The organism is Actinacidiphila paucisporea (genome assembly GCF_900142575.1).
GTDB classification, from domain to species: domain Bacteria; phylum Actinomycetota; class Actinomycetes; order Streptomycetales; family Streptomycetaceae; genus Actinacidiphila; species Actinacidiphila paucisporea.
Genome location: NZ_FRBI01000001.1, coordinates 273,844 through 293,227, shown reverse-complemented (window position 1 = coordinate 293,227; position 19,384 = coordinate 273,844). Strand labels below are relative to the sequence as shown.

The window sequence follows — 19,384 nt, the reverse complement described above, 5'->3', positions numbered from 1 at the left end:
TCCCCCCGCCGGGCCTCGTCGGCCGTGTCGACTCACCCGGTCACGGGGTGGAGCTGACCTTGATCTGGCCGGAGACGATCTTCTGCTTGGCCGCGTCGATCTGCGCCTGCACGTCGGCGAGGAAGCCGCCGGAAGTGGCGAGCGACACACCGCCGTTGGCGAGGTCGTAGGAGTTGGTGCCGACCTTCGGCTTGTTGTCCTTCTTCACCGAGTTGATCAGGTCGTAGACCGCCACGTCGACGTTCTTGATCGCGGAGGTGAGCAGGCTGTTCTTGTACTTCGCCAGCGCCGGGTCCTGGAACTGGTCGGAGTCGACGCCGATCGCCCAGGCACCGGACTTGCCGGCGACCTTCTGGATCGAGCCGTCACCGGACAGGCCGGCGGCGGTGTAGATGACGTCGACGCCCTTGTCCAGCATGCCCTGGGCCTTGGCGGCGGCCGACGTCGCGTCGTTGAAGCCGCGCGGGTCGGTCTTGTACAGGTACTCGCGGGTCAGCTGGACGCTGGACTTGGTGTCCTTGACGCCCTGGGCGAAGCCCGCGTCGAAGGTGCCGATCAGGGTGTTCTGCACACCGCCGATGAAGCCGACCTTGCCGGACTTCGTCTTCAGCGCCGCGGCCACACCGGCGAGGTAGGAGCTCTGCTCGGTGGCGAAGACCATGCTGTCGACGTTCGGGGCGTCGACGACGGAGTCGACCAGGCCGAAGGTCACGTTCGGGTACTTCTTGGCGGCCGTCGTGACCGACGGGCCGTAGGTGTAGCCGACGGCTATGACGGGGTTGTAGCCCGCCGCGGCCAGCGACTCCAGCCGCTGCACGCGGTCGGACTCGGTCTCGCCGTTGCTGGCGGTAAGCTCCTTGGAGTCGAGCTTCAGCTCGCCGTCGGCCTTGTCCAGGCCGCGGGCCGCGGAGTCGTTGAACGAGTGGTCGCCACGGCCGCCGACGTCGTAGGCCATGCCGACACCCTTGGACTTGCCGCCGCCACCGGCCGAGCTGCTGCTGCTCGCGCTGCCGCTGCCGCCGGTCGAGCCGCTGTCCGACGTGGTGCTGCTGCCGCACGCGGTCGCGGTCAACGCGAGAGCCGCGGACACCACACCCGCGGCAGCGATCTTGGATACCCGGCGCAAGAGGGTCCCCTTCGGTTCGGAGCGCCCCGTCCGGCGCTGGCTAAGCGGGAGCTTAACGCGCGTAGATGTCAGGTAAAGACCGAATGAAGGCCTGTTATCGGATCGACGCATTTCCGCCAGGTGAAGCTCCCGTAGCCACCTCCTCACCCGGTGTCAGACCAGCAGCGCAACCCCGGTGAACAGCTCCACGCCGACCGTGATCGCGCCCTCGTCGGCGTCGAAGTCGCCCTGGTGCAGATCGCGCTTGGCGGTGTCGCCCACCGGCCGCACCCCGAGCCGGGCCAGCGCGCCCGGCACCTGCTCCAGATACCACGAGAAGTCCTCGCCGCCCAGGCTCTGCTCGGTGTCCTCCACCGCGTGCAGGCCGCGCCGGGCGGTCATCGCGTCCCGCAGCAGCTCGGTCGACACCGCCTCGTTCACCACCGGAGGCACCCCCCGCTGGTAGGTGATCGCGCACTTGGCGCGGTACATCGCGGCGACCTGGTCGATCACCTCGTGCACCAGGTCGGGCGCCTCGTGCCAGGCCACCAGGTCCAGGCAGCGGACGGTGCCCTCCAGCTCGGCGTGCTGCGGGATGACGTTCGCCGCGTGGCCGGCCTCGATACGGCCCCACACCACGCTCAGGCCCGAGCGCGGGTCGGCGCGGCGGGTCAGGACGGTCGGCAGCTCGGTGGCCAGCTTGGCGGTCGCCATCACCAGGTCGGTGGTCAGGTGCGGTCGGGCGCTGTGCCCGCCGGGCCCGTCCAGGGTGAGCAGCAGCTTGTCGGCCGCCGAGGTGATCGGCCCCTGCCGCAGGCCGATCCTGCCGACCTCGACCTTGGGGTCGCAGTGGACGGCGAAGATACGTTCCACCCCGTCGAGCACGCCGGCCTTCACCGCGTCGAGCGCGCCACCCGGCATGACCTCCTCGGCCGCCTGGAAGACCAGCCGCACCGGCCGCGGCAGCCGCCCCCGCGCGGCCAGATCCGCCAGCACCAGGCCGGCGCCCAGCACGACGGCGGTGTGCACGTCGTGCCCGCACGCGTGCGCCCGGCCCTCGACGGTCGAGCGGTATTCCACGTCCTTGGTGTCCGGCACCGGCAGCGCGTCGATGTCGGCCCGCAGCGCCAGGCGCCCCCGATCCGGGTCGTCGGGACCGATGTCGCACATCAGCCCGGTCCCGCCGGGCAGCACCACCGGTCTCAGCCCGGCGAACTCCAGCCTGGCCCTGATCTTCTCGGTGGTCCTGAACTCCTGCCGGCTCAGTTCCGGGTGTCGGTGCAGGTCGCGGCGGAACGCGATGAGTTCATGGCGCAGTTCTTCGGACAGCGCACCGGACGGCGCTGTGGGTGAGTCGTTCACCCCAGTCAGCGTAGGCCCCATGAACAGCTCCTCTGGGCTGATCGGACAAAAACACGGGCGTCTGGAGGTGAAGAAGTAGCCCGATCGGCGCATACCCGGTCATCCTCAGGGGTATGTCCTCCCTTTTAGGGTTCGGACGTGAACACCCCCATACTCGCTCAACGAGCAGCCGCCCGCGAGGCAACGCGGCCCCGTACGGCCGGTGGGCCCTACGGCCCCAGCAGGCGGCCGTAGAGGTCGAGCAGCCGGGCCGACTCGGTCTGCCAGGACCATTCCCGCAGCACGTCGACGCGGTCGTACGCCTTCCGGTAGCGGCGCGGGTTGGTCAGCACCGCGCCGACCGCGCGGACGAAGTCGGCGGTGTCGCCGGCCCGGAAGACCTCGCCGTTGCCCAGCTCCAGGGTCGCCGCGGCCATCGCGCGCACGTCGCTGACCACCACGGGCAGCCGGGCGTGCGCGTACTCGAAGTAGCGGGTGGCCAGCACCGACTGGTGGTGCGGCAGCTTGTGGACCGGCAGGACGCCGATGTCGGCCGAGGCCAGGAAGGCCGGGATCTCCGCGACGGGCACGTACGGCAGCACGTGCAGCCGGGCGTGGACGCCGAGCTGGGCGGCGCGGTAGCGCAGGGCGGCCAGGCCGGGGTGCGAGGGGTCGGGGACGACGAAGGCCGCGTGCAGGTCGTAGAGCTTGGGCAGCGCCTCGATGACGGTCGCGGGGCCGCGGTCGGGCGCGACCGGCCCGGCGTGCACCAGCAGCGGTACGTCGGGCGCCAGCCGGCAGCGGTCGCGGACGCCGTGCGGGTGCCGGGGCATGGCCTCGGCCAGCGGCGGGGCGTTGCGCACCACCGCCGGGGTCGCCGGCAGCCGGTGCCTGGCCCGCAGCTCGCGGGCCAGGCCCTCGCCGACGGTCACCACGCCGTCCGCCTCGCGGGCGAACGACCGCTCGTGCGCGTCGCCGGCGACGTCCGCCCTGCGGGTCGGGGCAGGGGTGCGCGGCGGCACGTCCCACACCACCTCGACGCGGTGCCCCGTCCCCTCCGCGCGCAGCGCGGCCCTGATCGCGACGCCCAGCGCCCGGTGCCCCAGCGCGTGGATGAGGTGCGGGCGCACCTCGTCGAGCACCGGGCCGTAGGCGACCTCCTCGTCCAGCAGGCCCGGGTCGAGCCGGCGCCAGGCCCTGCGGCCGAGCAGCAGCCGGGTCAGGTCCGTCATCAGGTTGTCCAGCCGGGCGTCCGGACTGCGCCGCCGGCGTACCGCCGCCAGGTACTGCGCCGCCCGCACCCGCGTCCAGCCGGCCCGCACCCCGTAGCGCACCCAGGCCAGCGCGTGTCCGCACCGGGCGAGCGCCAGCAGCGGCAGCGGGCGGTGCACCAGGTTCAGCTCCGCCGCGCGGGTCACCAGCAGCGCCCTCGCCGCCTCGATCCGCACCGTGCGGTGGTCGTGCGCGCCGGCACTGCGATAGGCCAGCGGCCAGCGCAGGCCCGGTCGCGGGCGCCGCACCCGGTGGTTGCCCAGCACCCCTCGCACGACGACCTGCCGCACGTCGATGCCGCGCGGCGCCACGGTCGCGGGCGCCTGCCCCACGAGGGTGACGCGGTAGCCCGCGGCCTGCGCCGCCGCCGCCACCCGCAGGGCCCGGGAGTCACCGTCGACGCCGCCGCTGGTGACCACCGCGACACCGCGTGCGGCCGGGGCCGCGGCGGAGTCCGGGCCCGCGTCGAGACCGGGGGCCGAGAGGTGCGCGAGTTCGGTGCCGCGTAATGATCCCGCCATTCCCGTACTCAATCCTACGGAGATGATCATTGGGTTACGTGCGGTTGGCCGCGGAGCGAACGAGGCGTCAGGTGCCGCCTGCGCCAGTTGCGGTGTGCTGCTTGTCCGCGGCCGCGTTGTGGCTGGTCGCGCGGTTCTCCCCCAGAGCTTCGCGTGGGGGTACCCCCACGCGCCCCTTCGGGCCTGCGTCCTCCTACGCCCGGCGTTGCCTCGGCCGCGGAGGGTGGCTGAGGTCAGGGCGTCGGGGTGGCCGCCGGGGGGAGGTTGTGGAGGTCGCGGGCGGAGTCGGTGATGTCGCTGAGGAAGGTGTGGGCGCGGGGCGCGGCGCCGGCCGTGAGCCAGGCGGGGTCGATGTCCACGACGGTGATGCCGACGCCCGTACCGTCGAGGACGAGCGGCAGCGTGTGGACGACCGTCGAGGGGAAGGACAGCACGCGGCGGCCGGTCGGGCCGCGGCGGGCGACGAGTTCGAGCGGGAGGTCGGGGCGGACGATCTCCAGGCCGGTCTCGGCGGCCAGCCGGTGCAGCTTGTCCTGCGACTCCTTGCGATGGGCGAAATACCGCTTCGCCCCGTACGTCGCGGCCAGTCCGGTGACCACCGACAGGTAGTGGCCGGGGTCCACGACGCCCGTCTCGACCAGCGACGTCCCGATCAGGTCGGTGCCGTCGAGCACGCCCGGCGGCCCGAAGCGGCTGCGGGTCCACGCGAAGCGGTTGGTGCGCAGCGCCATGCCGGGCGGCGGCGTCGCGGGCATGGCGCTGAAGAGTTCGACGTGCCGCCGGCGGCCGGGGGTGAGCCGGCGGCGGGCGGCGGACGCGAAGATCCCGAAGGCGGCGTCCACCGGGGAGCGGCGCCGCCCGCTGCGGTGCCACCGCACCAGCCGGCCGCCGCGGGAGAGGATCTCGGTGAACTCCATCGTCGCGGTGCCGTCGTCCACGACGGTGAGCCGCCTGGCCCGGCACAGCGGCAGCAGTACCTGCACCAGCCGGGAGAACGGGTCGCCGATGACCAGCAGCCTGACCCGGACCAGCAGGGGCGCGAGCGCGACCGCCGTCCGCAGCAGGCCGCCGCGGCCGCCGCGGGCCTCGTACCAGCGGACGACCGCGCCCTGGTCGCGGGCGAGTTCGGCCATCCGCCGCAGCTGGCCGCGGCTGGTCGGGTCCGCGGGCGAGAGCACCACGACGGTCAGCGGCAGCGCGGCGGGTTCCCGTACGGCAGCGGCGCCGTCGTCGTCGGCGCGGCCGTCACGGGCGGCGGGGATCGCGGGCGGATGTATGTGCGCCCACTCCAGGACGTTGAGCAGCTGAACGGGTGACTCGACCAGCGCTACGGCCCCGGTGCCCGGTCGGGGCGTCGGGAGGGTGCCGGAGGCGGGGGTGTCGGTCATCGACTCGTTCCTTGTCCTCACTCGTGGTCGTCCTGGTGCTTCCCGCGGTCTCCGCCGCCCGTACCGCGTCCGCAGGTCAGACGGAGGCGCTCACCGCGCCGGACTCGGCGTCCTCGGTCTCGGCGACCACGCCGGCGACGCGGCGCAGCTTCTTCATCGGGCCCAGCTCGCCCTCGTAGACCTTCTTGACGCCGTCGCCCAGCGACGTCTCGATGATGCGGATGTCGCGGACCAGCCGCTCCAGGCCGGTCGACTCGACCGAGGCGGCCTGGTCGGAGCCCCACATGGCGCGGTCGAGGGTGATGTGGCGCTCGACGAAGACGGCGCCGAGCGCGACGGCGGCCAGCGTGGTCTGCAGGCCGACCTCGTGGCCGGAGTAGCCGACGGGCACGTTGGGGTACTCGTTCTGCAGGGTGTTGATCATCCGCAGGTTGAGCTCCTCGTGCTTGGCCGGGTAGGTCGACGTGGCGTGGCAGAGCACGATGTTGTCGCTGCCGAGCACCTCGACGGCGTGCCGGATCTGCCGGGGCGTCGACATGCCGGTGGACAGGATGACCGTGCGGCCGGTGGCGCGCAGCGCGCGCAGCAGGTCGTCGTCGGTCAGACAGGCGGACGCGACCTTGTGCGCGGGCACGTCGAACTTCTCCAGGAAGGCGACCGACTCGACGTCCCACGGGGAGGCGAACCAGTCGATGCCGCGCTTGCGGCAGTACGCGTCGATCGAGCGGTAGCCGGCCTCGTCGAACTCGACGCGGTGGCGGTAGTCGATGTACGTCATCCGGCCCCACGGGGTGTCCCGCTCGATCTCCCACTGGTCGCGCGGGGTGCAGATCTCCGGGGTGCGCTTCTGGAACTTGACCGCGTCGCAGCCCGCGGCGACGGCCGCGTCGATGAGGGCGAACGCGTTCTCCAGGTCGCCGTTGTGGTTGATGCCGATCTCGCCGGTGACGTACACGGGCTGGCCGTTGCCGATGTGGCGGGAGCCGACCGGGCGCAGATTGGAGGGCAGGGAAGCGAGGGGAGAGGTCACGGGGGAGTTCCTTACGGGGTTCGGGACTGACGGGGGTGAGGTGGCCGGGTCAGCGGGCCAGAGTGGGGCCGAGCAGCCACGCGGCGATCTCGCGGATCGCGCCGTGGCCACCGTCGACCGTGGTGATCGCACGGGCGGCGGCCCGTACGACGTCGTGGGCTCCCGCGACGGCGACGGGCCAGCCGACAAGGCCGAAGCACGGCAGGTCGTTGACGTCGTTGCCGGCGTAGAGCACGCGCTCGGGCGCTATGCCGTTCTCCTCGCACCACTGCTTGAGCGCGAGGTCCTTGCGGTCGATGCCGTGCAGGACGGGGACGCTGAGCTTCCTCGCCCGGGCGGCGACGACCGGGTTGGTCTCGGTGGACAGGATGAGGACGGGAAGTCCCGCACGGCGCAGGGCCGCGATCCCGAGCCCGTCACCGCGGTGCACGGTGACGGCCTCATGTCCGTCCGCGTCGATCAGCACCCGGTCGTCCGTCTGGGTGCCGTCGAAGTCCAGGACGACCGCGTCGACGTCGTCGCGGGTCGGGGTGGCCGCCGTCGGGTCGAGCAGCGGGGCCAGGGCGCGGGCGCGCCGGAGGTCGGCGGGCTCGTCGATCTCCAGCACCTTCGCGGGGTCGGTGCGGACCAGGGCGGTGCGCCCGAAGAAGCGGTGGCCGGCGGCGCGGAAGCCGGCGGCGCGCATCGCGTAGGCGGCACCGGTCTCCAGCAGGTCCTGCGGGCGGTCCTGGCGGCGCGGGCGGGTGGCCTTGTCGTGGTTGACGCCGTAGGCCGAGCCGCTCTCGGCGACATCCTCGGCCGGCTCGCGCCAGATGAAGCCGTGGAAGGGGGCGACGGTGTGCGCGGTGTCCGCGCCGCCGTCGACCACCGCGGCGACTACGCCGTCGATCTCGTCGGAGGTGAGGAACGGGCTGGTGCACTGGACCAGCAGCACCACGTCGGTGCTGCCGGCGGACAGCGCCTCGTGGGCGTCCATCGCGTGCAGCACCGCGGCCTCGCTGGTCGCGGTGTCGCCGGCTATGGCAACCGGGCGCAGCACGACCTCGGCGCCGGCCGTGCGGGCCGCCTCGGCGATCGACGGGTCGTCCGTCGAGACCACCACGGCGCTGACGCGGCGGGCCCGTACGCACGCCCGGACCGCCCGCACCACCAGCGCCACGCCGCCGACCGGCGCCAGGTTCTTCCCGGGCACGCCCTTGGACCCGCCGCGGGCGGGAATGACGGCCAGCACCCGGGCGCCGGCCTGGACTCCTGCCGCCGGTTCCGCCGCTTCCACCGGCGGGCGGTGCGTCTCACTCATGGGTGACTCCTGTCGTACGTGCGGCTCTTGTGCGGTTCCCCTCCGGGGAGGGGGCGCCTGATAGGGGCGCGGGACTGCATCCGATGTGCGGCCGGCGCCGCGTGGGCACGACCAGCCGTCGACCGGCTGCACGTCGCCACCGTCCGAAAGGGGCTCTTCGCTCCGATCCGGACCACCGGCCGGTGGAGGGTTGCGGGCGCAGTCCTCCCCCAGAGCTTCCGCATGGGGGTACCCCCACCAGAGCTTCCGCATGGGGGTACCCCCACCAGAGCTTCCGCATGGGGGTACCCCCGCGCGCCCCTGGAGGGCACCACCGACGCAGCAGCGCCCCCGCGGCGCCGGCCGCGGATCAGACGCAGCCCCGCGCCCCTGGGAGGCACCCCCTGCCGTGGGGGAACCGCCGAACTGCCGCGCCCCGGGAGGGGGCACCCTGGGCGGCGAGCGCCGCCGCCGGCGCGGAATCGGGTCACAGCTGCCCCCAGCGGCGGATGGTCGGGGCGACCCGCTGAACGCCCTGCCGATAGGCGGTCCTGGCGGAGTTGCGGACGAATTCGCGGACCGCCTGGCGGACCGGGCCCGCCTCGCGGGGCGTGAAGCCGGCGACGGGCTCGCCCTTGGGGGTGAGGCCGTGGCGGGCCAGCAGGCCGGGCAGGTAACCGGGCGCGGTGCGCAGCGTGTAATAAGGGGACAGTGCCGGGAGTTCGGGCAGGTCGAGCAGCGCGGTCACCCGGCCGCGCAGGGCGGCGTAGGGGGCGCTGCCCGCGACGCCGTGGGTGGCGGTCCACTCCGGCGAGGCCTGCGGCAGGCGGCCGTCGTCCAGTTCGTCCCACGAGGCGTAGCAGCCGGAGCCCAGGAAGTGGTGGTTGCCCAGCGACTCGCGGATGCCGAGGTCGGTGAGGACCGCCGTGGGGATGCCGCGGTGCAGCGACTCGAGTGCCGCGGTGGAGCTGACGGTCACCAGCAGGTCGGTGCGGTCCAGGACCTCGGCCATGTTGCCGTAGACCAGGCGCAGGTTGGGCGGCGGATCGAGGGCGGCGACCAGTTTCTGGTAGGGCTGCTCCTCGATGTGGGTGGTGTGCTCGCCCGGCTTGCTGCGGAGCTTGACCAGCACCTCGCGCGACGGGTGCAGCCGGGCGTGGCCGACGGCGCGCCGCAGCAGGTGCAGCCGGTCGGCGCGGCCGTCGGGCACCGAGGGCTGGACGGCGAAGGTGACGGTGAAGGGCCGGCCGCTGTCGGTCCGGTAGGGCTCGCCGCCGAGGAAGGGGAGCGCGGTCTCCACGATGCTGCCGGTGCGGTAGCCGACGCCGTCGTAGACGTCCCTGAACCGCCGTGCGTCGTCCGCGCTGTTGGCCAGGACGACGTCCGCGCCGGCGCGCAGCAGCAGCCCGTCGGCGAGCTTCTCGTAGACCACGCCGACGTATCCGGTCACGACGACCGGGCGGCGGTCGCTGCCCTGCCACGCGCGGGACAGGCCGTGCAGCAGCGCCTGGACGGTGCCGCCGACGCAGGAGACGACCAGCACGTCACAGGTGCCCGCGTGCGTCTCGGCCAGCAGTTCCGCCATGGTCGACTCGGCCATCGAGTCGGCGGGGATACCGAGTTCGGCGAGCTGCCGCGAGGTGGGGGTGGCGCGGCCGCGGAGCAGCCGGGCGTCGAGGCGGGCGTCGGGGTCGATGCGGCGCGCGGTCAGCGCACCCCATTTCCACCGGGTGTCCGAGTCGGCGATCACCGTGACCCGCAGGGGCCCTGTCTTACGTTCTGGCACACGCCGACAGTAGGAAGCAGGCGGGTGGAATGCGCTAATCGCGGGACAACGGGAGGTAAACAGAATGCCGCTACTTCGCGAGTGTTCCGGCGAATTGACCCCCTCACCTGTCGGCCATTTTCCGTTTACCCAAACGTTCCCCTCTCGCCCATCACGCCGCGAGGCGACACCTTAGGATTCGGCGGGTGGTCAAGCTCTCCGTCATCGTGCCCTTTTTCAATGTGCAGCCTTTCGTGCCCGACGCACTGCACAGCCTCCGGGCCAACGCCCGCCCGGATTACGAGTTCCTGCTGATGGACGACGGGTCGACCGACCGGACTCCGCAGCTGCTGGAAGAAGGGGTACGTACGCTCCCAGGAGCGCGCATCATCCGCCGCGAGCACACCGGTGTCTCGGCGCTCCGCAACGCCGGCATCGACGAGTCGCGCGGGCGCTACGTGACGTTCATGGACGGCGACGACTGGTACGCGCCGGGCTATCTGCCGCAACTGGTCGCGGCGATGGACGACCTGGACGTGGACTTCGTCCGTACCGACCACCTCAAGTGCACCGGCAGCCTGCGCAACATCATGCGGGCCCCGCACGGCCGCCGTAACGCGGTGCTCGACCCGCGCGAGACGGTGCTGCCCGCCGACCGGCCGGCGCTGGTCGACTACGCCTACTGCTGGGCGGGGGCCTTCCACCGCCGCATCGTCGACAAGGGCATCGTGCACTTCCCGACCGACCTGCGCACCGCGGAGGACCGTCCGTGGACCTGGCAGCTGCACCTGGGCGCGGAGAGCTGCGCGGTGGTCAACCTCATCGGCGTGCACTACCGGCGCGGGGTCACCACCTCGCTCACCCAGATCAGCGACGAGCGCCAACTGGACTTCGTCCGCGCCTCCGAGCGGATCTTCTCGATGCTGGCGGCCGACAAGGACGGCGAGCGCTTCCTGCCCAAGGCCGTCCGGCAGTTCTGCGCGCTGATCGTCTTCCACCTCGACCAGATCGACCGCTTCGAGCCGGCGATGGCCCGCCGGCTGAAGGCGTCCTGCGCCGCCGCGCTCGGCCGGCTGCCCTCCGACGTGCTGGCCGACGTGCTCGACTCGATGGACCTGGAGCGCAGCGCGAAGATCCGCCGGCTGCGGTGGCGCTTCGGCGGCAGGTCGGAGACGCCCGATCAGGAGACCGGGGCGCAGGACGACGCCGGCACGCCCGGAGCGGTGGTCGCGTGATGGCCGGCGCACGTCCGCACACCCAACTGCTGCTCGCCTCCACCCTCTACGGCGCCGCCACGCTCGCCGCCGCGATCGACGCGGGCGCGCTGCCCGCCGCCGACCGCCGCGTGCTGGTGGTCAGCAACAACTCCGGCGTGCCGGAGACCGCGGAACGCCTCGACGAGGCACCGGGTTTCCGTGCCCTGCGCGGCCGCTTCGACCAGGTGGTGTCCTGGAACGAGGCCATCTCCCCCTTGCACCCCGGCGGTTGGCAGCCCGGCGCCGACGAGGTGCCGATGTGGGAGCGCTACTTCCGGATGCTGTGGGCGCTCGGCGACGACGAACTCGACCTGGTCGTCGAGTCGTTGCAGGTCGCCCCCGCGCTGTCGTTCGCACAGGTCTTCCTCGGCTCGCCGATCTCGGTCTACGCCGACGGCCTGATGTCGTACGGCCCGACCCGCAACAAGCTCGGGCTGCTGGTCGACACCAGGATCGACCGGCTGCTGCACCTGGACCTCGTCCCGGGCCTGGAACCGCTGCTGCTCACCGAGTTCGGGGTGCCCTCGCACATCGTGCCGGGCGCCGACTTCACCAAGGTGCTCGCCGAGGTCGCGGAGGCGGCCGGCGACGCGGGCGGCGACCCCCTGGACGAACTGCCGCACGACGCCGCGCTGCTGCTCGGGCAGTACCTGTCGGCGCTGGGCATACTCAGCGCCGACGAGGAGGAGCAGCTGCACCTGTCGATGGTGCGCGGCGCCGTCGCGCTCGGCCACCGGAAGATCGTCTTCAAACCGCACCCGACCGCGCCCGCCCACTGGACCGAGCCGCTCACGGCGGAAGCCGCGCGGCTGGGCGCCGAGTTGACGGTGCTGAACACCCCGGTGCTCGCCGAGGTGGTCTACCACAAGGCCCGTCCCGCGCTGGTGGCCGGCTGCTTCTCCACCGCGCTGCTCACCGCGTCGGTGCTCTACGGCATCCCGGTGGCCCGCACCGGCACCAGGCTGCTGCTGGACCGCCTGGCGCCGTACCAGAACAGCAACCGGGTGCCGGTCACCATCGTCCACGCGACCCTGCCCGACCTGGCCGACGCCGACGCCGTCCGCGGCTGGTCGCCGCCGTCGCCCGAGCAGGTGGCGGCCGAACTGACGCCGCTGCTGCACACCGTCGGCTACTGCATGCAGTCCCAGGCCCACCCGCGGCTGCGGGACGAGGCCGTGGCCTGGCTCGGGGCGAACCTGACCGCGGAGACCTGGCCGTACTTCAAGCGGCGGCGGCTGACGTCACTGGGGCTGCCCGGGGCGGTCCCGGCCCGGCTCGCGTTCGTGCCCCGCAACCGCACCGTCCGCCGGGTCGCGCGCCGCGCCCGCGCCCTGAAGAAAGCTGCCCTCGGATGAGTCTGCACGTCCCCGACTCGGCCGGTCAGGCCACGGACTCGATCCCCCGGCCCGGCGGCGACCCGGGCGCGCTCCCGGAGGCGCTGCCCGGCCCGCCGGCCGAACCGGCCGCCGCGCCCCGCCCGCGCGGCCGGCTGCGCGCGCTGGACGGGCTGCGCCTGGTGGCCGCGCTGATGGTGGCCCTTTACCACTACGCCGGGCAGGACGGCATCGTCGCCGGCTCCTGGGGCCGTACGCCCCGCGACATCTGGCCGCAGGCGTCGTCGATGTTCAACTACGGCTGCCTGGGCGTCGAGTTGTTCTTCGTCATCAGCGGCTTCGTGATCTGCATGAGCGGCTGGGGCCGCACCGTCAAGGACTTCACGATCTCCCGCATCACCCGGCTCTACCCCGCCTACTGGGCCGCGCTGATCATCTCCACCGTGGTCTACGTGCTGGCGGACTACAAGCGCATCCCCGACACCGACCTGCTGGTCAACTTCTCCATGCTCCAGATGCCGCTGGGCGCCCACCGGGTGCTCGGCGTGTGCTGGACGCTGTGGGCGGAGATGCGCTTCTACGTCCTCTTCGCGCTCGTCGTCGTGTGGCCGGGGGCGTCCAGGAAGCGGGTGCTGCTCTTCTGCGGCCTGTGGATGCTCGCCGCGGCCTACGCGGACGCCTCCGACGCATCGTCCTTCGTCAAGGTCGCGCTGATGCCCGAGTACGCCCCCTACTTCATCGGCGGCATGGGCCTCTACCTGATCTACCGCTTCGGCCACGACGCGGTGTCCTGGGGCATCGTGGTCGGCGCCTTCCTCATCGGCCAGCGCTACGCGGTCGCCGCGAACACCGTCGGCAAGCACGTGCACGTCTTCCACCACCGCACCGCGACCGGGGTGACCCTGGTGGTCTTCCTGTCCTTCCTCGCGGTGGCCGTGGTGACCCTGGTGCCGCGGGTCGCCGCGGTCGACTGGCGCTGGCTGACCACCGCGGGCATCCTGACGTACCCCTTCTACCTGATCCACGAGCACGTCGGCTGGGTCACCATCGACCAGCTGGTGCACCGCACCAGCCTGCCGGACGACGTCATCCTGCCGCTGACCGTCCTGGTGATGCTGGGCGTGGCGTGGCTGGTGCACCTGTCCGTGGAGCGCACGCTGGCGCCGCGGCTCAAGCGGGTCCTGGGCCGCTCGCTCTCCGCCGAGGCCCTGTCCGAGGATCCGGTACGTCAGAAGGCGTCGGTGGGCACGTAGGTGCCCCACACCTCGCGCAGCGCGTTGCAGACCTCGCCGACCGTGGCGCGCGCCCTGAGCGCGTCCTTCATCGGGTAGAGCACGTTCTCCGTGCCCGCGGCGGCTTTCTGCAGCGCGGACAGCGCCGCGTCGACCGCGTCCTGGTCGCGGGCGGCCCGCAGCGCGCCGAGCCTGGCGGCCTGCTGCGCCTCGATCGCCGGGTCGACCCGCAGCGGCTCGTACGGCTCCTCCTCGTCCAGCTTGAAGCGGTTGACGCCGACGACGACCCGCTCGCCCGCGTCGGTCTCCAGGGCGATGCGGTACGCGTTCCGCTCGATCTCGCCCTTCTGGAAGCCGTGCTCGATCGCGGCGACCGCGCCGCCCAGGTCCTCGACCTTCGCCATCAGTTCGACGGTGGCCGCCTCGACCTCGTCGGTCATCCTCTCCACCACGTAGCTGCCCGCGAAGGGGTCCACGGTGGCGGTGACGTCGGTCTCGTAGGCCAGCACCTGCTGGGTGCGCAGCGCGAGCCTGGCCGACTTGTCGGTGGGCAGCGCGATGGCCTCGTCGAAGGAGTTGGTGTGCAGCGACTGCGTGCCGCCGAGCACCGCGGCCAGGCCCTGGACGGCGACCCGTACCAGGTTGACCTCGGGCTGCTGCGCCGTCAGCTGCACGCCGGCGGTCTGGGTGTGGAAGCGCAGCATCAGCGACTTGGGATTCTTCGCGCCGAACTCCTCGCGCATCACCCGCGCCCAGATCCGCCGGGCCGCCCGGAATTTCGCGACCTCCTCCAGGATCGTCGTGCGGGAGACGAAGAAGAACGAGAGCCGCGGTGCGAAATCGTCCACGTCCATACCCGCGGCGACGGCGGTGCGCACGTATTCGATTCCGTCGGCGAGCGTGAAGGCGATCTCCTGCGCGGGCGACGCGCCGGCTTCCGCCATGTGGTAACCGGAGATTGAAATGGTGTTCCATTTCGGGATCTCGGTTTTGCAGTAGGCGAAGATGTCGGCGATCAGCCGCAGCGACGGCTTCGGCGGGAAGATGTACGTCCCCCGCGCGATGTACTCCTTCAGCACGTCGTTCTGGATGGTGCCGGTCAGCCGCTCGGCGGGCACGCCCTGCTCCTCGCCGACGAGCTGGTAGAGCAGCAGCAGGAGGGCGGCGGGCGCGTTGATCGTCATCGAGGTGGACACCTTGTCCAGCGGGATGCCGTCGAAGAGCACCAGCATGTCGTCGATCGAGTCGATGGCGACCCCGACCTTGCCGACCTCGCCGTGCGCGATGGCCGCGTCCGAGTCGTGGCCCATCTGGGTGGGCAGGTCGAAGGCGACCGACAGGCCCATCGTGCCGTTGGCGATCAGCTGCTTGTAGCGCGCGTTGGACTCCGAGGCGGTGCCGAACCCGGCGTACTGCCGCATCGTCCAGGGCCGTCCGGTGTACATCGACGGGTAGACCCCGCGGGTGAACGGATATCCGCCGGGCTCCCCCAGCTTCTCGGCCGGGTCCCAGTCGCCCAGCGCCTCCGGGCCGTAGACCGGCTCGATCGGCAGGCCGCTTTCCGACTCGCGCGTCATGCTTCACGCCTCCGCAGTGCTGGTGGGGTGGGATCGAGGGGGTTCCCGCCACGGACTGTAGCGGCGGGCGTGCACGCCGTGCAGCGCTCCCCGCTGGGACCTTCCTCACAGTCGGCCGCCGGCCGTCGGCCCCGCGTCTCTACCATGGGTGCCGCAACCGCACGGGCCGGAAACGTGTCTAGGGCTGAACAAGGCTCGATCACGGGGATGGAGAGCGATGTCGACCAGTAGGAACAGGGGCAGACGACGGGTCTCGGTGGCGGTGGCGGCCGCCGGCGCGGCACTCGCCATGGCGGTGCTCGCCGCGTGCGGCCCGCAGGACACCGGGGCCGACCCGAAGCCGCCCGCGGCCACGACCACCGCGGGCACCACCGAGCCGGCCACCGGCAGCGCGGACCCGACCACCGCGCCGGCCACGACCGACCCGGCCACCACGCCGCCGACCACCACGGCCGCGCCGACGACGAAGGCGCCGGCCGCGCCGCCGGTCGAGCCTGCCGTCATGAAGGTCGGCTCGACCAGCGCCCAGGTGCGCGAGCTGCAGGCCAGGCTCGGCCAGCTGCGTCTCTTCTCGCGCACTCCGACCGGCTACTACGGCACCGTCACCCAGCATTCGGTCAGCGACTTCCAGGAGCGGCACGGGCTCGCCTCGACCGGCAACGTCAGCCCCGCCACCTGGTCCAAACTGCGCTCACTGACCCACCAGCCCACCCGCAAGGAGCTGTACCCGCCGATCCCGGCCAAGCCGGCGGGCAAGCTGGACGCGCGCTGCATGACCGGCCGCGCGCTGTGCGTCAGCAAGACCAGCCGTACCCTGTCGTGGGTGGTGAACGGCAAGGTCCAGGCGACCATGGACGTCCGCTTCGGGTCGCAGTACACCCCGACCCGTGAGGGCCTCTTCCACGTGGACTCCAAGAGCCGCGACCACGTCTCGACGATCTACCACTCGTCGATGCCGTTCGCGATGTTCTTCAGCGGCGGCCAGGCGGTGCACTACTCGTCCGACTTCGCCGCCCGCGGTTACGCCGGCGCGTCCCACGGATGCGTCAACGTCAGGGACAAGGCCGCGATCGCGAAGCTCTTCGACGAGGTGCGGATCGGCGACAAGGTCGTCGTCTACTGGTGACCCGCCCCCGTGGTGACGGGGAGGAGGCGCGGCCGGGCAGGGGGAATGCACCCGGCCGCGCTCCGTGGTACCCGAACCCGATACGGGGAGAACCGGGGTCAGGGGGGCCGATGACCAGTCGGCCCTACCCCCTACAGCGCACGGACCGTCAGAAGTGTCACCTGCGCGGCGCACGTAACGCGGGGCGCCGCCCGTGGCCGCTGTGGCGGGAGCCGCCGGCGCTGTGCCCCTTTTCCGCCTTTTCCGCCGTCCCCGTCTCGGCGGTCCTGCCGCCGCCGGTCCGGCCCGCCGAGGGTGCCAGGTGCCCGGACTCCTGGTCCTTGTCCGAGGAGTGCCCGTGGCCGGTCCCCCGGCCTGACCCGTAGCCGTGCCCGTGTCCCTGGTGGCCCTTCCCGTGCCGGTGGGCTTCGGCGCCGCCCTGTGCCGGCGGCGACAGCGGCGGCGACAGCGGCGGCCGGCTGCTCCCGCCGAGCGGGCCGGGGCCCGCGGTAAACGGCCCGGCCGTGCTGCCGTCGGGCGACACCGCCGCGGGCGGCCTGGTGTCCAGCGGCCCCGTCCCCGCACCCTCCCCCGGCGTGAACGACCGCGCGACCGCGGCCATCCCCACCGCCACCCCGCCGAGCGCCAGCGCGGAGACCACGGCGGCGGCCATCACCCGCGGGCGCCGCACGGCGAAGGCGGTACGCAGCGCGGCCAGCGGGCGGCCGCGGGACCCGGCGGCCCCGGCCGCCCCCAGGGCGAGCGCGGTACGCAGCACCACCAGCGGGCGGCGGTGCGCCCTGGCGGGCACGGCGCCGCGGGCCCGTCCCGCGGCCGCGCTGCGGAAGGCCGCGAGCGCGGCGGCCTCCCGGGCCGGGTCGAGCGGCGCGTGCCCGTCGCGGGCGGCGGCCAGCAGGCGTACGAGGCGGTCGGCGGGCACGGTCGGCGGGGCCCAGGAAGTGGCGCCGGAGAGCAGCACCTCGGCGGTGCGGGCGTCGGGCCAGGTCCCGGCGCGGGGCGCGGTGGAGTACAGGGGCGGGTGGGGGTGCCGGGCCGGGTGGGGCGGGTCCGTGGATGCGGCTTCGCGTCGAGTGTTGTCGCTCATCCCACTCCCTCACAGCGCCTTGGACGCGGAAAACGTCACATCCGCGTGCGGCCGGTCCGCGGGCCGCTGCTGGGGGACCGCGGCGGTGCCGTCGCCGTACCCGGCCGTCCGGTCGTCTCCGTGTTCTTTCCGGTCCTGCCGGTCAGTCCGGTCCGTCCGATCCGTCCGATCCGTCCGGTCCGTCCGGTCCGCGCGCTCGCCGGGGTCCGCGGAGTCGTACTCCAGGATCTCGGCGAGCCGCCGCAGCCCGCGGTGGGTGGCCATTCTCACCGATCCGGCGCGTTTTCCGAGCACTCGTGCAGCACTGGTCGAATCCAGCCCCATCACCACCCGCAGCAGCACCGCCTCGGCCTGCTCGCGCGGCAGCGCCGCGATCGCGGCCAGCGCCCGGTCGGTCGCGACCGCGTCCAGCGCCTCGCCCGCCGTGTCGGCCCGGTCGGGCAGCTGGACGAGGTCGTCCACCCCGCCGCCGTTCACCGGCCGGCGGCTGCGGGCCCTGATGTGGTCGAGCGCGCGGTTGCGGGCGATCCTGGCCGCCCAGCCTCTTATCGAGCCGCTGCCGGTGCGGTAGTTGGGCAGGTCGCGGGCTATCTGCAGCCACGCCTCCGACGCCACGTCCTCGGCGTCCGCCGGCCCGACCAGACTGCGGACGTAGTTCAGCAACTGCGGCTGGACAGCGCGGTAGACGGTACGGAACGCGGTGTCGTCGCCCCGCTGCGCCGCGCCGACCGCGGCCTCCAGAGACTCGTGCCATTCCACGTCGGGCCCCACCCCCTCGAACACACGGCCAATCCTGCCTCATGAGCGGCTGTGACACTTTTGGTCTGGGATACGCAGTACAAGTCGGCGGCCGGGGACGCTCCTGTGGGGGGAGGCGGCCCCCGGCCGTCGTCACTTCTCCGTGTGCCCCGCCAAGGAGCATTCCCTCATGTCCGTGGCCCGCCTCCCCGACGGCCTCCCCCCGGGGCGGCTGATCGCCGGTTCCTCGCCGGGGCTGTGGATCAGCGAGGAGCCCGTGGTCGCGCCCGGCGGCCTGTGGGCCGCCTGCCAGGCCCAGCAGCGCGCCACCGGCTGGCACCCCGTGCTGATGGCGTGGCCCTGCGCCCACGGCAACGGCCACCGGCCGGCGGAGATCGACGCGGTGGACGTGGCCGAGTCGCTGCACGAGTCGTGGCTGACGTACCGCCAGACCGCGCCACCGCCCGCGGCGCACCGGGGCGGCGCCGATCCGGGGCCGCATCCGGCCCTCGGTGACCCGGCGCAGCGTCACGGCCAGGGCGACCCGGCCTCGCACCCGGGGCTCGCGGACCTCGCGGACCTGGTCGCGCACCCGGCCCTCGCCGACCTCAGCGACCTGACGGAGCTGGCGGCACAGCTCGGCTTCGCGGTGCCGCCGGACCCGAGGGAGACCGCCGCCCGGCTCGGCCCGGCGGGGCCGCCCTACACCCGCTGGCCAGGGCTCGCCGCGCCCGCCGAGCCGCACCCGGGCCCGTCGCCGGACGCGGTGGCGCGGGCCGTCGTCGGCCAGATGCTGCACTACTTCACCACCCGCTTCACCGCGTACGTCGCGCTGGCGCGGGTGGACCGCAGCGCCGACCTGCCCGCCGCGGTGGGCTGGGACGCGGACGCCCCCGCGCTGGAGCTGTCCGCACTGATGCGCAGCTGGGAGGACCGCTTCGGCGCCCGGGTCATCGGCTTCGAGGGCTCGTCGGTCTTCGTGTCGGTGGCCTCCCCTCCGCTGACGTCCCGGCACGCGGCGCACGTCGCCCTGGAACACGTCCTGACCGGCGCGTCGAACCTGAACGACGGCACCTTCCCCTTCTCCGACTACGCGGAGGCGCTGCGCGGCGAGCGGCTGTGGTCCTTCTGGTGGGACTGACGGCCACGCCGACCGGCGCATGACCGCACGGGCCGAGGACGTATACGGGCAGGCCGCCTTACGGGCCGACCGGCGTACGCGGCCAGGCCGGCGCGCCGCGCCCGACCGCGGGGGTCGGCCGCGTCAACACCGGGCCGACGCATGGCTTCGTACGGGTGAAGTTCGCACACCTGCCTGCGCTGTTCGAACCCGCCG

The 19,384-nt window shown here is 73.1% G+C and carries 15 protein-coding genes; 5 read left to right on the top strand and 10 right to left on the bottom strand.

Going from position 1 to position 19,384, the window contains the following annotated elements; all coding sequences use genetic code 11:
* Nucleotides 1-40: 40 nt before the first annotated feature.
* The 7 genes from BUE44_RS01415 to BUE44_RS01385 all read right to left on the bottom strand — a co-directional run bounded on the left by BUE44_RS01415 (nucleotide 41) and on the right by BUE44_RS01385 (nucleotide 9,722).
* Nucleotides 41-1,126: a BMP family lipoprotein gene (locus tag BUE44_RS01415; RefSeq protein ID WP_073492722.1), complete on the bottom strand. Its 1,086-nt coding sequence runs from the start codon at nucleotides 1,124-1,126 to the stop codon at nucleotides 41-43.
* Nucleotides 1,127-1,279: 153 nt separating this feature from the next.
* The gene (locus tag BUE44_RS01410; RefSeq protein WP_073492720.1) at nucleotides 1,280-2,488 is read right to left on the bottom strand and encodes an amidohydrolase; all 1,209 of its coding nucleotides are present in this window, start codon (nucleotides 2,486-2,488) and stop codon (nucleotides 1,280-1,282) included.
* A 188-nt stretch (nucleotides 2,489-2,676) separates the two neighbouring features.
* A complete protein-coding gene (locus BUE44_RS01405; RefSeq protein WP_079189389.1) occupies nucleotides 2,677-4,239 on the bottom strand; it encodes a glycosyltransferase in 1,563 nt (520 codons plus the stop codon).
* A gap of 233 nt (nucleotides 4,240-4,472) precedes the next feature.
* On the bottom strand, nucleotides 4,473-5,627 hold the full coding sequence (locus BUE44_RS01400; protein ID WP_073492718.1) for a hypothetical protein: 1,155 nt from the start codon (nucleotides 5,625-5,627) through the stop codon (nucleotides 4,473-4,475).
* A 76-nt stretch (nucleotides 5,628-5,703) separates the two neighbouring features.
* Nucleotides 5,704-6,657: an N-acetylneuraminate synthase family protein gene (locus BUE44_RS01395; protein ID WP_407639979.1), complete on the bottom strand. Its 954-nt coding sequence runs from the start codon at nucleotides 6,655-6,657 to the stop codon at nucleotides 5,704-5,706.
* A gap of 49 nt (nucleotides 6,658-6,706) precedes the next feature.
* The gene (locus BUE44_RS01390; RefSeq protein ID WP_073492716.1) at nucleotides 6,707-7,957 is read right to left on the bottom strand and encodes an acylneuraminate cytidylyltransferase; all 1,251 of its coding nucleotides are present in this window, start codon (nucleotides 7,955-7,957) and stop codon (nucleotides 6,707-6,709) included.
* A gap of 466 nt (nucleotides 7,958-8,423) precedes the next feature.
* Nucleotides 8,424-9,722, bottom strand: coding sequence for a DUF6716 putative glycosyltransferase (locus BUE44_RS01385; RefSeq protein WP_235001855.1), 1,299 nt, complete (start codon nucleotides 9,720-9,722; stop codon nucleotides 8,424-8,426).
* 185 nt (nucleotides 9,723-9,907) lie between these two features.
* Here BUE44_RS01385 and BUE44_RS01380 point away from each other — a divergent pair, with 185 nt between their 5' ends.
* From BUE44_RS01380 to BUE44_RS01370, 3 genes are read left to right on the top strand one after another with little or no spacing between them, the layout of a single operon-like run.
* Entirely contained in the window at nucleotides 9,908-10,936 is a 1,029-nt protein-coding gene (locus BUE44_RS01380) for a glycosyltransferase family 2 protein (RefSeq protein ID WP_073492711.1), read from the top strand.
* Complete coding sequence (locus BUE44_RS01375; RefSeq protein WP_073492709.1) at nucleotides 10,936-12,312, top strand: polysialyltransferase family glycosyltransferase; 1,377 nt, start codon at nucleotides 10,936-10,938, stop codon at nucleotides 12,310-12,312. Before BUE44_RS01380 ends, BUE44_RS01375 begins: the two co-directional genes overlap by 1 nt.
* The gene (locus tag BUE44_RS01370) at nucleotides 12,309-13,544 is read left to right on the top strand and encodes an acyltransferase family protein (RefSeq protein WP_079189388.1); all 1,236 of its coding nucleotides are present in this window, start codon (nucleotides 12,309-12,311) and stop codon (nucleotides 13,542-13,544) included. The genes BUE44_RS01375 and BUE44_RS01370 overlap by 4 nt, the downstream gene beginning before the upstream one ends.
* On the opposite strand, the gene BUE44_RS01365 is transcribed toward BUE44_RS01370, so the two are convergent.
* Nucleotides 13,520-15,100, bottom strand: a complete 1,581-nt coding sequence (locus tag BUE44_RS01365) for an acyl-CoA mutase large subunit family protein (protein WP_073492707.1) — start codon at nucleotides 15,098-15,100, stop codon at nucleotides 13,520-13,522. The genes BUE44_RS01370 and BUE44_RS01365 overlap by 25 nt on opposite strands.
* Nucleotides 15,101-15,317: 217 nt before the next feature.
* Between BUE44_RS01365 and BUE44_RS01360 the strand changes: the two genes are divergently transcribed.
* Entirely contained in the window at nucleotides 15,318-16,226 is a 909-nt protein-coding gene (locus BUE44_RS01360) for a L,D-transpeptidase family protein (protein WP_073492705.1), read from the top strand.
* Between the two features lie 157 nt (nucleotides 16,227-16,383).
* Here the strand turns inward: BUE44_RS01360 and BUE44_RS01355 are convergent, their stop codons facing one another.
* Complete coding sequence (locus BUE44_RS01355) at nucleotides 16,384-17,310, bottom strand: hypothetical protein (RefSeq protein WP_073492703.1); 927 nt, start codon at nucleotides 17,308-17,310, stop codon at nucleotides 16,384-16,386.
* Between the two features lie 9 nt (nucleotides 17,311-17,319).
* A complete protein-coding gene (locus tag BUE44_RS01350; protein WP_235001854.1) occupies nucleotides 17,320-18,093 on the bottom strand; it encodes an RNA polymerase sigma factor in 774 nt (257 codons plus the stop codon).
* Nucleotides 18,094-18,238: 145 nt separating this feature from the next.
* Between BUE44_RS01350 and BUE44_RS01345 the strand changes: the two genes are divergently transcribed.
* Nucleotides 18,239-19,189 carry a DUF4253 domain-containing protein gene (locus BUE44_RS01345; protein WP_073492701.1) on the top strand — a complete coding sequence of 317 codons (951 nt, stop codon included), beginning with the start codon at nucleotides 18,239-18,241 and terminating at the stop codon, nucleotides 19,187-19,189.
* Nucleotides 19,190-19,384 lie beyond the last annotated feature (195 nt).

Bases quoted from the DNA above. Each gene is read 5' to 3' on its own strand.
- BUE44_RS01375 (WP_073492709.1), top strand. From the start codon at position 10,936: ATGGCCGGCGCACGTCCGCACACCCAACTGCTGCTCGCCTCCACCCTC.
- BUE44_RS01355 (WP_073492703.1), bottom strand. From the start codon at position 17,310: ATGAGCGACAACACTCGACGCGAAGCCGCATCCACGGACCCGCCCCAC.
- BUE44_RS01410 (WP_073492720.1), bottom strand. From the start codon at position 2,488: ATGGGGCCTACGCTGACTGGGGTGAACGACTCACCCACAGCGCCGTCC.
- BUE44_RS01390 (WP_073492716.1), bottom strand. From the start codon at position 7,957: ATGAGTGAGACGCACCGCCCGCCGGTGGAAGCGGCGGAACCGGCGGCA.
- BUE44_RS01400 (WP_073492718.1), bottom strand. From the start codon at position 5,627: ATGACCGACACCCCCGCCTCCGGCACCCTCCCGACGCCCCGACCGGGC.
- BUE44_RS01365 (WP_073492707.1), bottom strand. From the start codon at position 15,100: ATGACGCGCGAGTCGGAAAGCGGCCTGCCGATCGAGCCGGTCTACGGC.
- BUE44_RS01345 (WP_073492701.1), top strand. From the start codon at position 18,239: ATGTCCGTGGCCCGCCTCCCCGACGGCCTCCCCCCGGGGCGGCTGATC.
- BUE44_RS01370 (WP_079189388.1), top strand. From the start codon at position 12,309: ATGAGTCTGCACGTCCCCGACTCGGCCGGTCAGGCCACGGACTCGATC.
- BUE44_RS01405 (WP_079189389.1), bottom strand. From the start codon at position 4,239: ATGGCGGGATCATTACGCGGCACCGAACTCGCGCACCTCTCGGCCCCC.
- BUE44_RS01360 (WP_073492705.1), top strand. From the start codon at position 15,318: ATGTCGACCAGTAGGAACAGGGGCAGACGACGGGTCTCGGTGGCGGTG.